11 protein-coding genes are annotated in these 14,328 nt (G+C 65.2%); 8 read left to right on the forward strand and 3 right to left on the reverse strand.

Going from position 1 to position 14,328, the window contains the following annotated elements:
• Window positions 1–5 precede the first annotated feature (5 nt).
• The 3 genes from HKW67_RS03415 (at window position 6) to HKW67_RS03425 (ending at window position 5,650) form a co-directional block, all read left to right on the forward strand.
• Window positions 6–1,208 (forward strand): methyltransferase, encoded by a 1,203-nt coding sequence (locus HKW67_RS03415; protein ID WP_171224059.1) that lies wholly within the window; start codon window positions 6–8, stop codon window positions 1,206–1,208.
• Between the two features lie 102 nt (window positions 1,209–1,310).
• Window positions 1,311–4,466 carry an efflux RND transporter permease subunit gene (locus tag HKW67_RS03420; RefSeq protein WP_171224060.1) on the forward strand — a complete coding sequence of 1,052 codons (3,156 nt, stop codon included), beginning with the start codon at window positions 1,311–1,313 and terminating at the stop codon, window positions 4,464–4,466.
• The gene (locus HKW67_RS03425) at window positions 4,466–5,650 is read left to right on the forward strand and encodes an efflux RND transporter periplasmic adaptor subunit (RefSeq protein WP_171224061.1); all 1,185 of its coding nucleotides are present in this window, start codon (window positions 4,466–4,468) and stop codon (window positions 5,648–5,650) included. The genes HKW67_RS03420 and HKW67_RS03425 overlap by 1 nt, the downstream gene beginning before the upstream one ends.
• A gap of 8 nt (window positions 5,651–5,658) precedes the next feature.
• On the opposite strand, the gene HKW67_RS03430 is transcribed toward HKW67_RS03425, so the two are convergent.
• Window positions 5,659–6,408 carry a pseudouridine synthase gene (locus HKW67_RS03430; RefSeq protein ID WP_171224062.1) on the reverse strand — a complete coding sequence of 250 codons (750 nt, stop codon included), beginning with the start codon at window positions 6,406–6,408 and terminating at the stop codon, window positions 5,659–5,661.
• A 114-nt stretch (window positions 6,409–6,522) separates the two neighbouring features.
• Between HKW67_RS03430 and HKW67_RS03435 the strand changes: the two genes are divergently transcribed.
• Window positions 6,523–7,719, forward strand: a complete 1,197-nt coding sequence (locus HKW67_RS03435; protein WP_206044591.1) for an acyl-CoA dehydrogenase family protein — start codon at window positions 6,523–6,525, stop codon at window positions 7,717–7,719.
• A 121-nt stretch (window positions 7,720–7,840) separates the two neighbouring features.
• Window positions 7,841–9,550 (forward strand): ATP-binding protein, encoded by a 1,710-nt coding sequence (locus HKW67_RS03440; RefSeq protein ID WP_171224064.1) that lies wholly within the window; start codon window positions 7,841–7,843, stop codon window positions 9,548–9,550.
• On the opposite strand, the gene HKW67_RS03445 is transcribed toward HKW67_RS03440, so the two are convergent.
• Window positions 9,547–10,293 carry an SIMPL domain-containing protein gene (locus HKW67_RS03445; protein ID WP_171224065.1) on the reverse strand — a complete coding sequence of 249 codons (747 nt, stop codon included), beginning with the start codon at window positions 10,291–10,293 and terminating at the stop codon, window positions 9,547–9,549. The genes HKW67_RS03440 and HKW67_RS03445 overlap by 4 nt on opposite strands.
• Before the next feature lie 26 nt (window positions 10,294–10,319).
• Window positions 10,320–11,465: a sensor histidine kinase gene (locus tag HKW67_RS03450; protein WP_171224066.1), complete on the reverse strand. Its 1,146-nt coding sequence runs from the start codon at window positions 11,463–11,465 to the stop codon at window positions 10,320–10,322.
• Window positions 11,466–11,845: 380 nt separating this feature from the next.
• Between HKW67_RS03450 and HKW67_RS03455 the strand changes: the two genes are divergently transcribed.
• The 3 genes from HKW67_RS03455 (at window position 11,846) to HKW67_RS03465 (ending at window position 14,278) form a co-directional block, all read left to right on the forward strand.
• Window positions 11,846–12,724, forward strand: a complete 879-nt coding sequence (locus HKW67_RS03455) for a LytR/AlgR family response regulator transcription factor (protein ID WP_171224067.1) — start codon at window positions 11,846–11,848, stop codon at window positions 12,722–12,724.
• A 191-nt stretch (window positions 12,725–12,915) separates the two neighbouring features.
• Window positions 12,916–13,857, forward strand: a complete 942-nt coding sequence (locus tag HKW67_RS03460; protein WP_171224068.1) for an alpha/beta hydrolase — start codon at window positions 12,916–12,918, stop codon at window positions 13,855–13,857.
• A 130-nt stretch (window positions 13,858–13,987) separates the two neighbouring features.
• On the forward strand, window positions 13,988–14,278 hold the full coding sequence (locus tag HKW67_RS03465; RefSeq protein WP_171224069.1) for a hypothetical protein: 291 nt from the start codon (window positions 13,988–13,990) through the stop codon (window positions 14,276–14,278).
• The last annotated feature ends 50 nt before the right edge of the window (window positions 14,279–14,328 follow it).

Raw genomic sequence — 14,328 nt, forward strand, 5'->3', positions numbered from 1 at the left:
CAGGGATGACGACACCGACCGAAACCGCCCCCGACCGCTACGCCTTCTGGCAGAACGCTCCGCTCTCGATCGCGGGGTCGCGGGTGCTGGTGGCCACGAAGCCTGGGGTGTTTGCGCACGGCACGGTCGACCCGGCGTCGATGATGCTGGCGGAACAGATGGCGTCGATGGGGAAGAGCACCTCGGTGCACCTGAACTGCGGTAACGGCATGGTGCCTGCCGCCGCGGCGGTGGCCGGTGGCGCGTCGATACTCTGGTGCTCGGATCGTTCGCTGCCGTCGGTGCAGGCGACGGAGCGTACGATGGCTGCGAACGGCATTGCCGGCTCTCATGTGGTGCACGCGCATGGCACGCACGCATTTCCGCTGGCATTGGCGGCGGATGTGGTCACCATTCGCGTGTCGACCGACAAGCTGGCGCTGCAGCAGCTCATCTGGGAGGCGTTTCACGCGCTCCGGATTGGCGGCAAGTGCTACATCGCCGGCGCGAACGATGAGGGCGTGAAGCCGGCGGTGCGTCTTCTGGAGTCGATCTTCGGCCTGGCTCGCCTCGAGGCCCAGCACAGCGGGCACCGCTTGGCGGTGGCCACCAAGACCCAGATCGCCCCCGCCTCGCTCACCGAGGGCACGTCACCGTATCTCGACCCGGATCATTTCCGCGACGTCGCGGTGACGCTCAAGGGCGTTGCCCACACGCTATATTCGCGTCCTGGCGTGTTCTCGTGGGAGCATCTCGACGAGGCCACGCAGATCCTGGGAGATGTGCTGGACATCCGCGCCGGTGAATCGGTGCTCGATCTGGGCTGCGGCGCGGGTGCGCTGGGGCTCACGGCGGCCACCTTGTCCGGAAGCGGCCGCGTGTTGATGGTCGATGCCGACGCCGAGGCGGTGCGTTGCGCCGCGCGCGGCATCGCGAAGGCCGAGCTCGGCAACGCCGAGGTGCGCACCAGCGACGTGGGTGGCGGGGTGGGTGAGGAGCAGTTCGACGTGGTCGTCTCCAATCCGCCGTTTCATCAGGGGAAGGCCACCGATCTCATGGTACCGCGGCAGTTTATCGCCGACGCCTACGCGCATCTGAAGGTGGGTGGTCGCCTATTGTTGGTGGCCAACCGCACGCTCCCGTACGAGCAGGTGATCGGCGACCGGTTCGGTGAGGTCCGCACGGTTCACGACGGTCGCCGGTTCAAAGTGCTGGGCGCCACCCGGTAGATGCGCGTTCGCTACCGCGAGAGCGAAAGCCTGACGCTGCGCGTACACTGAAGAGACGGCGGCCGTCCGGCGCCGCCCCGACGGCATCCCGAATCCCAGAGCATGTGGATTGTTGAGCTGGCGCTGAAGCGCCCCTACACCTTCATCGTCGGTGCACTGCTGGTCGTGCTCTTCGGGGTGTTGTCGCTGTTTCGGATGCCCACGGACATTTTCCCGGAAATCGACATCCCCGTGGTGTCGGTCATCTGGTCGTACAACGGGTTGCCGCCGGAGGAGATGGAGCGACGGTTCTCCACGCCGTTCGAGCGGGCGGTCACCACGACCGTAAACAACGTCGAGCATATCGAGTCGCAGTCGCTCGCCGGCGTGAATGTCATCAAGATTTTCTTCCAGCAGGGCGCCGAAGTGGAGTCGGCGGTTGCCCAGCTGGCGGCGGTGTCGCAGAGTATTCTGCGCATCATGCCGCCGGGCGCGTCGGCGCCGTTCATCATCCGCTACAATGCGGCCAACGTGCCGGTGCTGCAGCTCGCGCTGGGTGGTGATTCGCTGTCCGAGCAGGAGCTGGCCGATCTCGGCACAAACGGCATACGCACCCGGCTTGCCACGGTGCGCGGTGCCAGCGTGCCGTCGCCCTATGGTGGTCGGTCGCGCGTCATCAACGTGGACCTCGACCCAGAGCAGTTGATGGCTCGCGGCATTTCGCCCACCGATGTGAGTGATGCCGTGAATGCGCAGAATTTGGTGTTGCCCTCGGGCACCGCGAAAATCGGCGAGCGCGAATACACGGTGCGGCTGAACGGAAGTCCGGATGCAGTCGAAGCGCTGAACGATCTCCCCATCCGCACGGTCAACGGGGCGTTGATCCGCATTCGCGATGTGGCGCAGGTGCGTGACGGGTACGCCGTGCAAACGAACATCGTCCATCGCGACGGCGTGCGCGGCGCGTTGGTCACGGTGCTCAAGTCGGGTGGCGCGTCCACGATCGACGTCGTGAAGCGCGTACGCGAGGCGTTGCCCGGCATTCTGTCCACGCTGCCGTCGGCGCTCAAGGTCGACCTCCTGGCCGATCAGTCGCTGTTCGTGAAGGCGGCGCTGAACGGCGTGCTGTTCGAAGCCGCGGTGGCGGCCTGTCTCACCGCGTTCCTGATTTTGCTGTTCCTCGGAAGCTGGCGTGCCACGCTCATCGTGGCCCTGTCGATCCCGTTGTCTATCCTGGTGTCGATCACAGTACTGGCCGCGCTTGGCCAGACGATCAACGTGATGACGCTCGGTGGGCTGGCCCTCGCCGTCGGCGTGTTGGTCGACGATGCCACGGTCGGCATCGAGAACATCTATCGGGTGCTCGCCCACGAGTCCGATATCGAGAAGGCGATTCTCGAGGGGGCGGGGCAGATCGCCGTGCCCACGCTCGTGTCGACGCTGGCCATCTGCATCGTGTTCGTGCCGATCTTCTTTCTGAGCGGTGTGGCCGGCTCTTTGTTTGCGCCACTCGCGATGGCCGTTGTGTTCGCGATGCTCGCGTCATATGTGATTTCGCGGACGCTGGTGCCGACGCTGGTGCGCTACGCGCTGGAGAAGGAGCGACGGAATCGCGAAGCGGCGCACGGCGTGGAAACACCCGGGGCCTTCACGCGGGCGCACCATCGGTTCGAAGCGTGGTTCGAGCAGCAGCGCCTCCAGTATCGTGACGCGCTGTCGCGTGCGCTGCACCATCCCACCAAGGTGTTCGTGTCCTTCGGTCTGGTCGTCGTGTTCGCCGGTGGGCTCGTGCCGTTTCTCGGACAGGATTTCTTCCCGGTGGTCGACGCCGGACAGATTCGCCTCCACCTCCGCGCACCGATCGGTACACGTGTCGAGGAGACCGCGCGGCTGGTGGCCGAGGTTGAAGCCAGGATCCGGAAGATCATCCCGCCGGCAGATCTCGGGACGATGCTCGACAACGTCGGCATCAGCACGTCGAGCTCCACCAACTTGGCGTTCAGCGACAATCCGACCACCGGTGTGACCGACGCCGACATCCTGATCGTGTTGAACGACGAGCGCGTCGGCAACGTCGATGCGTACCGTCGAGAAATGCGCAGCATGATGCGCGCAGACTATCCACAGGTCGCCTTCTTCTTCCAAGCCGCCGATATCGTCGGGCAGATTCTCAATTTCGGACTTCCGGCGCCGATCAACGTGCAGGTGGTCGGCTCGAACAAGGTGAAGAATTTCGAGATCGCGCAGTTTCTCGAGCGCCGGTTGCGCAACGTGCCCGGCGCGGTGGATGTGTATTTGCAGCAGCGCACGGCCGGCCCTGAGCTGTTCGTCTCGATCGACCGCGCCCGCGCGTCGGGGATGGCGCTCACGGAACGCGAAATTGCCAGCGATCTCCTCGTGTCGCTGTCATCCAGCGGCCAAACGGCACCGAACGTGTGGCTCAATCCGCAGAACGGCGTGCAGTATTCGGTGAACGTGCAGACACCGCAGTACCGCGTGGCCTCGCTCGAGGCGCTGGGGCGCACGCCGCTCTTGGGCGCTGCTGGCGGCACGACGCAGATGCTCAACAACCTCGCCACGATCACTCGCCGCAGTGGCGTCGCCGTGGTCAGTCACTACGACGTCGCACCGGTATTCGACATCTTCGCCAATGTGCAGGATCGCGACTTGGGTGGCGTCGCGCGTGAAATGGAAACCGTACTCGACTCATTGCGCCGTGACCTGCCGCGCGGCACGACGCTCGCGATTCGCGGCCAGGTGGCGAGTATGTGGACGTCCTACACCGGCCTCGCGGTTGGTCTGGTCTTCGCGATTCTGCTCGTCTATCTCGTGATGGTGGTGAATTTCCAGTCGTGGTTGGACCCGTTCATCATCAGCTGCGCCATCCCTGGTGCGCTGGCCGGGATCGTCTGGGCGCTCTTCGCCTGCGGCAACACCATCACCGTTCCGGCGTTCATGGGGGCGATCATGAGTATGGGCGTCGCGACGGCGAACAGTATTCTCGTGGTATCGTTCGCCAACGAGCGCATGGCCGCCGGGCGCACGGCGCTTGAAGCGGCGCTCGATGCCGCGTCGACCCGCCTGCGCCCGGTGATCATGACCGCGCTTGCGATGCTCGTGGGCATGCTGCCGATGGCGCTCGGGTTCGGGGAAGGTGGTGAGCAGAATGCTCCACTCGGTCGTGCCGTCATCGGTGGACTCACTTTCGCTACGGTAGCCACGCTCTTCGTGGTGCCGATCGTATACAGCCGGCTGCGTCGTGCGCCGAGGACCGTGTAATGGGACAGCCTCACTCGCAGATCCAGCAGCGTCGGACCCGGTCCGGGCGTGTGCTGCCGATCGTGATCATCGCCATCTTCATGCTGTTGCTCGTTGCCGGAGTGCTGCCGCGGCTTCGGCAGTCGCAGGCGCGTTCGGCCGAGCAGAGCACTGCGACCGACGTGCCAACGGTGTTCACCGAGACGGTGGGACGCGACACCGCCGATACGGAGCTCGACTTGCCGGGATCGATCGCCGGCTTGCACGAGACGGGGATCTACGCGCGTACCAACGGCTTCGTGAAATCGCTCCGGGTCGATATCGGTTCGATGGTCCGTGCCGGCGACACGTTGGCGGTTCTCGATATGCCAGACGTGGCCGAGCAGCTTCGGCAGGCCCGTGCGTCACTCGAGCAGGTGGAAGCTTCGGCCGGACTGGCGCGCAGTACGCTCGCCCGCTGGAAGAGCATGCGGGAACAGGCTGCCGTGACGCCGCAGGAGTTCGACGAGCGTCAGGCCGCCGCCAACGTAGCCGAGGCGAACGTGCGTGTGTCGCGCGCCAACGTGGCGAATCTTTCGGAGGTGCTACGCTTTGGTGCACTGATCGCGCCGTTCCGTGGTGTGGTCACGTCACGTACCATCGATATCGGTGGGCTCGTGTCGGCCGGCGCCGTGACGGGCAACCGGCCGCTGCTCACGCTCGTGCAGATCGACACGTTGCGGGTCATGCTGAATGTGCCGCAGAGTGCCGCCGCGATGGTTCGCGTTGGTCAGCGCGCCGACGTCGCGGTACGGGAGTTGGGCGACACGACATTCCGCGGACGGGTGGCCCTCACCTCGCGCGCCATCGATCCACTCAGCCGCACGCTGCTCACCGAAGTTCACGTCACCAACCCCGACCGACGGCTGCTGCCGGGTATGTTTGCGCACGTCAAGTTTACCGTGCCCACGGCAGGCGGTGGGCTGCGCATTCCATCGATCGCACTCATAGTGCGTGCCGACGGTACGCAGGTGGCCCAGGTCGTGAATGGCAAAGTGCGACTGACCCCCGTCACCCTCGGCCGCGACTTCGGTACGTCGCTCGAGGTACTGTCGGGCATCGCTCAGGGAGCCGAGCTGGTCGTGAATGCGAGTGAACAGCTGTCCGATGGCATGGTCGTGAAGGCCATCGCGCGCGGCAAGGCGCCAGCCAAGCCGGCGCCGTAAGCGGTCGTTCAGCCCTTCGCCGCGGCCTTGGCGATCGCCTTGTGCTCGAGCGCGACTGTCCTCAACGCGTCGATCTCAGGCGCCTCGAGCCGTCGCCAGTGCCCCTCGGCGAGATCACCGAGTACGAGCGGACCAAGAGCGACGCGCTGCAACGCCTGCACGTGATTGCCGATGGCGGCCATCATGCGCCGAACCTGATGGTATCGCCCTTCGCGCACAGTGATGTCCGCGTTGCGCTCTCCGGTCGCGAGGAACTCCGCGGGCAGCAGCGGTGCGGTTTCGCCCTTCAACAGCAACGTCCCGCTGGCCAACAGCTCGGCCTCGTCGCCACGCAGTGGCTCGGCCAGCGTCATGGCGTAGCGCTTGGGCACGTGCGACTTCGGTGACGCGAGGAGATGATTGAGCGGCCCGTCGTCGGTGACCAGCAACAGCCCTGACGTATCGGCATCGAGCCGGCCGATCGAGGCCATCACCGGGGTTCGCTTGGGATAGTTCGCGGGGAGGAGCTCGTAGATCATCGGCGGCCGGTCGTTCAGGGAGCAGACGTATCCTGCCGGCTTATTCAGCAACACGACCGATCCAGGCGGTGCATCCAGCGGCGTGCGATCCACGAACACGTCGTCATGGACATAGCGATCGGTGTCGCGCAGCACGACGCCCGCCGCCGTGGTGACGCGACGCTGCCGCACGATCCGCTCGGCCTCTTTGCGGGTGCCGTGGCCGAGCGACACGAGATAGCGGGACAGCGTTAAGGACACAGCGCGAGGGCAGAGGGCGTGAACCTGGGGCGTGGCCGGCCAGCCCGAGCCGGCGGCGAAGTGGGCGTACCGGGGAGTATAATGCACCGTGGTCTCCTCTCTCCCAGCCCGCCGATGAGCACTGCTTCCTCCCGCCCGCGACCGCCGATCAACGGCGACTTCTACGATTGGTTCTCGACGCTCCCCGATGAGGTCAACGCGGCGCGATTGAAGCTGCGCGACTTCATGAGCGGCGAATGGGAGCCGCAGGCGAACGGGTACTGGGAACGTGCGGAATTCCCGCGCGAGTACCTCGTGGGCAAGATGAAGGAGCTCGACCTGCTACACGGGGCGTATACGCCGGAGCGCGCCGGCATGGCGACTGTCATGGACGGGCTGCTCTCGATGGAGTTCGCCCGGGTCGATCCGTCGTTGGCGACGTTCTTCGGCGTGCACGCGGGCCTGTGCATGGGGTCGATCGCGCTGTGCGGATCCGAGGAGCAGCAGGCGGAATGGCTGCCGGCGTTGCGTCGGTGGGACCTGATCGGCGCCTTTGGCCTCACTGAGCCCGACGTCGGGTCGGGGGTAGCGCGGGGGCTGACGACGACCTGCCGTCGTGAGGGCGACACGTGGGTGTTGAACGGTCAGAAGAAGTGGATCGGCAACTCCACCTGGGGCGACATCGTGATCATCTGGGCGCGCGACGAGGCCGATCAGTCGGTCAAGGGATTCATCGTGCGCACCTCGCTGCCCGGATACTCGGCCGAAACGATGCAGGGAAAGATCGCCCAGCGCACCGTGCTGAACGGGTTGATCACGCTCTCGAACGTGCGGGTGGCCGAACGGGACCGACTGCAGCGGGCGAACAGCTTCGCCGACACCCAACGCGTCCTCGTCACGGCCCGTTGCGGTACGGCGTGGCAGGGGGTGGGCTGCGCGATGGGGGCCTACGAACACTCCCTTCGGTACGCGCAGGAACGTACGCAGTTCGGCAAGCCGATCGGCAGCTTTCAGCTGATCCAGATGATGATGGTCAAGATGCTCGGCAACCTGACCGCCATGATCGGCCTCGCGCTGCGGGCGTCCGAGCTGCAGGATCGCTTGGGGCCCAAGGACGAAATGTCCGCGCTGGCTAAGCAGTTCTGCGCCGCCAAGTGCCGCGAGGTGGTGCAGCTCGCCCGTGAGTCGATGGGGGGCAACGGGATCCTCCTGGAATTCCACGTGGCGCGCTTGTTCGCGGACGCCGAAGCGATCTACTCCTATGAGGGATCGAACGAGATCAATGCGATGATCGTGGGACGGGCCGTCACCGGCTATTCGGCGTTTGTGTAGTTCGCGAGCCGTCGAGCTGGACCGTTCTGCAACGATTCGGGGCACGGGTCGTCTGTTGTAATGACGGAGTGGTCGGCCCGATGCAGGCCTGGCGCGCCGCTTTCGATTTTTCGGTCGTTTCATGCCTGAGTTCTTCGATGTGCTGCATGATCCCGCGCGGCTTCGTCTGCTGCGGGACGCCAGCCGTCCGCGTGCGTACCCCGAATCGGCGTACGACAGTCTGACCCGCGTCGCGGCACAGGCGCTCGACGTGCCTGTCGTCCTGGTGTCTCTCGTCGACGACAAAGGGCAGTTCTTTCAAGGCGCGACGGGCTTGCTTGGCGAGATTGCGGTGTGTCGCGCGACGCCACTATCGCACTCGTTCTGCAAACACGTCGTGATGACGGGCGCCGTGCTTTCGATCGAAGACGCCCGCTCCCATCCGCTCGTGTTCGACAACCCGACTATTGAGGAGATGGGTGTGGTCGGGTATCTCGGGTTCCCGCTCACGACGTCGGACGGTCATACCCTCGGCTCGCTCTGCGCGCTGACGATGTCACCACGCGTGTGGACACCGCAGGACGAGGCCACGCTGCGCGACCTGGCGCAAATGGTGATCAGCGACCTCGAGTTGCGGGCCGAGCTCTCGCACCGCGAGGACTCGGCGGAGGCCACCGATCCGTCGGTGCTGGCCGAAGGCTTGCCCACGCGCGGCGTCGATATTCTGGACCATATGCTCGAGGGCGCGGTCGCGCTCGATCGTCACTGGCGCATCACGCTGGCGAATCGCGCCGCAGCGCGACTGACGCGGGTCTCGCGGTCGATCGCCGTAGGGCAGGATCTTTGGACGCTGCTGCCCATGCTCATCGGCACACCGATCGAGCAACTGCTGCGTGAAGCGGCGGCGTCGCGTCGTCCGCTCGAGGCGGAGGCGTTTCTCCCGGCGCAGGCCCGCTGGTTCGAGATCCGCGCGGTGCCGGCGCGCCACGGGCTCGCCGTGTACTTCGCCGACACCACCGAGCGACGTCGGGCGATCGAATCCCTCGCCCTGCGAGAAGATCAGCTACGCCAGGCCCAGAAGATGGAGGCGATCGGTACCCTCGCCGGCGGTGTCGCGCACGACTTCAACAATCTGCTCACCGTGATGCGCGCCAACTGCGAGCTGCTCATGGATGACCTGACGCCCACATCACCCACGTACGACGAATTGTCTGACATCCGCGCGGCGGTCGCCCGCGCGGCGTCGTTGACGCAACAGCTGCTGGCGTTCGGTCGGAAGCAGTCGATACAGCCGCGACACGTCGATATCGCCACCACGGTGGAATCACTCACCCCGATGCTGCGACGGCTGATTCCCGCCGGTATACACATCGACACGCGCCACGAGCCGAATCTGCCCACCGTGTTCATCGACCCGGGGCAGGTCGAGCAAGTGGCGATCAATCTGATCGTGAACGCGCGCGACGCGATGCCGAACGGGGGCACCATCGGGGTGGAGTGTGTCTCGCTGCGTCTCACTGAACCGCTGACCACCGCCAGCGTTACGGTGCCCGAGGGACGGTGGCTCGAGCTGACGGTCCGCGATTCCGGTGTCGGCATTCCCACCGAGTTCCTGTCGCGCATCTTCGACCCGTTCTTCACCACCAAGGACGTGGGCAAGGGCACCGGTCTCGGCCTGTCGACCGTGTTCGGCATCGTGCACAAGGCGGGCGGTATGATCACAGTCGACTCGCGCGTCGGCTCGGGCACGCGCGTGCGGGTGTTCTTCCCAGCGTCGTCGGAAGAGCAGGACGCCGCGCCGTCGCTTTCGCGAGCGACGGGCGCGGAAACCCGTACGCTGTTGCTCGTCTAGTTCGCGAGTCCGTACACGACCGTGGTCACCACGCGGACACGTTTCGTGACTTGACTCTCTTCTGAGATCCCCATCGCCTGATCGCGCGGAAGAATCTCGAACACGCCCTGATTGGCACTGCGGATTCCTGACAGCGTACTCTTCGAGTCGCGGGCGAACTGCTGCGCCGATTCGCGCGCACGCGATGTGGCCTCGGCGATCATCGGGTTCTTCAGATCGTTCAGCTTAGTGAACACGAACGTGGGGCCGCCGCCACCGTACTCCTGACCCGACGACAACACCACGCCGTTGCGCACGAGATCCGGCACGCGCTGGCTGGCTGTTTGCACCAGATCCACACGCGTCGATCGCACGACGAGGGTCTGCCGGATGATATAGCGTCCCGTGTTTTGATAGCCGCCCACGGTGCGCGCATCCTGCACGGAGAATTCCTGTAAACTCACTTCCGTTCCAGCGGAATCGACTCCCTGGGCCGCGAGGAAGGCGCGCACCTGTTGCACATTGCGTTCAAGCGCGGTGTTGGCGCGTACCAGATCGTCATCGGTCACCACGAGCCGCAGCGGCCAGATGGCAAGATCGGCTTTCGCTTCCCGCTCGGCGACGCCTTTGACCGAGACCGTGCGATCCGAAGTGCGCATCCGCGCGAAGCCCGTGCCGGCAAGGAATCCGCCGGCCGCCACGCCGGTGGCCAGCAGAAGGGCAGCAACGATTCGGCCGGACGACGAAGTCGTGGGTGTGTTCATGGGGTGGAGAGTGTGAGAGGTCGGACTTAGCGATCGTCAACGGGAATGCGAATCTCTACGCGGCAACCGCCCGACGCCTGATTGCTCATGCGAAAGGCGTATCGGTCGCCGTACAGCATCGTGAGTCGCATCCGGGTGTTGGTGAGGCCGATGCCAAGGCCGTCCACCGATGGTGTGGCTGCGAGAAATCGTCCGCTGGTGGTGAGCAGTCCGTCGAGGCCGCGACCATTGTCCTCGACGATGATCTCGAGCACGCCGCCGTTGCGCTTCACATGCACCTCGATGCTCTGATCCGGATGGCCTGGCGCCAGCCCATGCTTCAGGGCGTTCTCGACCAGCGGCTGCAGGAGAAAGCTGGGGAGCATGTCGTCCACCGCCGATGGATCGACCGTGATGTCGGCGTCGAGCCCCTGCCCGTAGCGCACACGGGCGATCTGCAGGTAGAGCTCGACCAGTTCGATCTCCTGCCACACCGGAATCACTGACGAGCCCGCACTGCGAAGTGAGAGGCGAAGCAGATCTGCTACGCGGGTCAGGGTCCGCTGGGCCTCGCGCACGTCCATCTCCATCAGCTCCGCCACGGAATTCAGGGCGTTGAAGAGGAAATGCGGGTTGAGCTGCATGCGAAGTGCTTCGAGCTGCGTACTCGCGAGTTTTTGCTCCAGCGCGGTGGCGGCACGGTCGCGCTCGCGATATCGGCGCACGAACTCCACCATGTACGCGGCACCGACCACGGCCCAATAGAGCACCACCTGAAAATCCAGGTGATTGACGAGCACCACGCGCACCGCGAAGGCGTAACTGGTGACCTGACCGATGGCCCCGAGCACGTGATCGAGCCACGCGATCGCGAACACGTTGATCGTACAGATGACCGCGCTGACCGCGACGTGCATCGAGATCCACGGCAGGATACGAGCGGTGTCCAGCTTGACCCGTTCGACGAGGGTCAGCACGACCTGTGACCAGAGCCCCCACATCATCCATGACGCACCCTGCCACAGCAGGGCCGTGGCCAGACTGTAGTGGGTGCCCGAGGCGTCGCCAACGAGGATGAGTTGCAGCGCCGCCAGGATGGCCGGAATCACCCAGACGACGGCGAACAGCAGCCGCGTGATGCGCCGTAGGCGCGCGCCTTCATCGGCGATCGTGACGGGCTGAATCGAGGTCACCAGGCGGTAGCGGATGAGGAGAGTGACGTCCTGCGGGACATGCGTGCCATGCGATGTACTGGAACTTCGCCCACAGGAGAACGTAGTACACAAGATATGGGCAGAAGGTGCAGCTTTTCGGCTGCACTTTCCTTTCGCGGTACTTGGTGCAACCATGTTTGCATTCCAGAAACGGTATTAATCACGACCGCCGTCTCTCCGGAATGACGACCAGACGCTCCGCACTGCGATAGCGCTTCTGGATTCCCAACGGTCGTCTATCGATCCGGCGACGCTGCTGGACTGGAGACGGTCAGGTCATTGTCGATCGACGTCACGCGCGCTGCACCTCCCGGCGCGCTCTTCAGTGGCGGTCGGCAAGTCGAGAGGAGGCGGAGACGGTGCGTGTGCGAGTACTGATCGTTGACGATGAAAGTCTGGCGCGGCAGCGCGTTCGCCGTCTCGTGCAGACTGAGGCGGATGTTGAGGTAGTCGGCGAAGCGGAGAGCGGCCATGACGCCGTCGCGCTGATTCGCGAGCTCCAACCGGATCTCGTCTGCCTCGACGTGCAGATGCCGGGGCTCGACGGATTCGGCGTGCTGCGTGAGCTCGACGGCGGTCACGTCCCCATGGTCCTGTTCATCACGGCGTACGACGAGCATGCGCAGCGCGCGTTCGACGTGCACGCCGTCGATTACGTGTTGAAACCGGTCGACGAAGACCGCTTCAAGGCGGCCTTCGACAAAGCACGTAAGCAGCGCGCGAACGCCGTGGCTGCCGAGCGCCTCGGTGAGCTGCTCGAGACCGTGCGACGTCTCGCCGACGGCGGTGCCGCGATGGCCGACGCCCGCGGGGAGATTGGGGCGGTGGGCAACGGTGCCAATGGGGTCAGTGGCAGCATGCCCGGCGCAAGCGGCGCAAGCGCCAATGCCGCGGGTGTCAACGGTCGTCACGCAAGCCGTATCCTGGTCAAGCAGGATGGTCGTATGTTCTTCGTGAAGACCACGGAGATCGACTGGATCGAAGCCGATCGCAACTACGTGCGATTGCACGTCGGCAAGACGTCGCACACGATTCGCGAGCGCATCAGCCATCTCGAGGAGACTCTCGACCCGAGACTGTTTGCGCGCATTCACCGCTCCACGATCGTGAATCTCAATCGCGTACGCGAGATGCAGCAGTGGTTCTCCGGCGACTACGTGGTGATCCTCGAAGATGGGACGCGACTGCGTCTCAGCCGCCACTATCGCGATCGCGTCGAGAAGCAGGTCGGCGTCTAACGCCGCGATCTGTTCGCCGACGCCCTCGAGTGCGCCCTGCGCGGCGCCCTCGGGGGCGTTCGTGTCACTGAGCCCTGCGGCCGATGTGACCCAATTCTGTCGTCACGAGTATCATTCTCGAGCCCTCTGGATGGTGTGTGATTCGGTACACATCACGGCGTGCAGGATTCATGCGAGCTTGAGTGAGACCGATGTCGACCGTCCCGTCCGTCACCCCGATCAGTTGGCAGTCCCGGATCGTGCATCTGCTCGTGCGCGCGCGGATGCGTCCGCACGCCCACGCCCCGATCGACCCGTCGTGGGTACGCACCGAAATGGGCCGGCCGCGCGCGGCACGTCGCTGGATGGCGCGGTCGACCGGAGCCGCGATGGAATCGCGCCCCGCGGGAGAGGGGTGGCCCGGCGGCGAGGTCGTCTCGTGGCCCGGGCACGAGCCGGGCGCGCCGGTCCTGCTGTATCTCCATGGGGGTGGCTACATCGCCTGCTCGCCGGAGACGCACCGCCCACTGGTCTCCTCACTCGTGCGTCGCCTCCGCGGGCGGGCGTTCGTACCGCGCTATCGACTGGCGCCTGAGCATCCGTTTCCGGCGGCGTTGCACGACGCCATGGCTGCCTACCGGTATCTTCTCGATATCGAGCACATCGCACCCACACAGATCGTGATTGCCGGCGATTCGGCCGGCGGTGGGCTCGCCTTGGCGTTGGCGCTGGCGATCCGTGATGAGCAGTGGCCGCATCCGGCCGGTCTCGTCGCGTTCTGCCCCTGGACCGACCTGGCCGCCACCGGCGGTTCGCTCGAGGAGAACACCGAGCGGTGCGCCATGTTTGCCGGCGAGACGATTCGACGGGCCGCGCGTTTCTACGTGGGTGATGCCGATCCGACGTTGCCGCTGATCTCCCCGTTGTACGGCGACTACCGCGGGCTGCCGCCCATGCTGGTGCACGCCAGCGAGGATGAAGTGTTGCGCGACGATGCGATTCGCGTGGCCGAAGCAGCCCGTCGCGATGGTGTGGAGGTCGAGCTGCAGCTCTGGCCGCACGTGCCGCACGTGTGGCAGTTCTTCGCGGCCGTACTGCCGGAAGCGCGCGCGTCGCTCGCCGCCACGACGCGTTTCGTGCTCGCACGCATGTAGCAACACGCCACGGTCGCGTGCGACGTTTTGTGTGTCACGTCACCGTGTGGTGACACGTTGGAACATCGGCGTCTCGTAGTGTGACGGATCGTGACGCCTTGCGGCACGATGCGTCCAGCGAGCAACGACCGTGAGCAACTCAGACATCTTCCCGACCTATCGTCCGCCGGACTGGTACCCACTGCAGCGCGCCCTCGCGCTGGTGTTCGGGACCGCCGCCATCGACGCCACTGCCTCCTTCTGGTTCATCGGGTTTGTCCAGGGACCGGCCGATGTGGGCGAACTCCGCTTGTATGAGTACAGCACGACGCGTCGGCGTATTGCCCTCGACCGCAATGGGGGCGCCTATGGCTGGTTCGATGAGATCAATGGCTACAGTCGGGTGGATCACGAGGAAGCGCTGATCGGAGCGCTGGTCTGAGCGGGAGCGAGAAGTTCATGGAATTCCGGGGCGACGCAGCCGATACTTCT

The organism is Gemmatimonas groenlandica, from assembly GCF_013004105.1.
In the GTDB taxonomy this organism is placed as follows: Bacteria; Gemmatimonadota; Gemmatimonadetes; order Gemmatimonadales; family Gemmatimonadaceae; genus Gemmatimonas; species Gemmatimonas groenlandica.

Bases quoted from the DNA above. Each gene is read 5' to 3' on its own strand.
- HKW67_RS03445 (WP_171224065.1), bottom strand. From the start codon at position 10,293: ATGAACACACCCACGACTTCGTCGTCCGGCCGAATCGTTGCTGCCCTT.
- HKW67_RS03420 (WP_171224060.1), top strand. From the start codon at position 1,311: ATGTGGATTGTTGAGCTGGCGCTGAAGCGCCCCTACACCTTCATCGTC.
- HKW67_RS03460 (WP_171224068.1), top strand. From the start codon at position 12,916: ATGTCGACCGTCCCGTCCGTCACCCCGATCAGTTGGCAGTCCCGGATC.
- HKW67_RS03440 (WP_171224064.1), top strand. From the start codon at position 7,841: ATGCCTGAGTTCTTCGATGTGCTGCATGATCCCGCGCGGCTTCGTCTG.
- HKW67_RS03415 (WP_171224059.1), top strand. From the start codon at position 6: ATGACGACACCGACCGAAACCGCCCCCGACCGCTACGCCTTCTGGCAG.
- HKW67_RS03425 (WP_171224061.1), top strand. From the start codon at position 4,466: ATGGGACAGCCTCACTCGCAGATCCAGCAGCGTCGGACCCGGTCCGGG.
- HKW67_RS03435 (WP_206044591.1), top strand. From the start codon at position 6,523: ATGAGCACTGCTTCCTCCCGCCCGCGACCGCCGATCAACGGCGACTTC.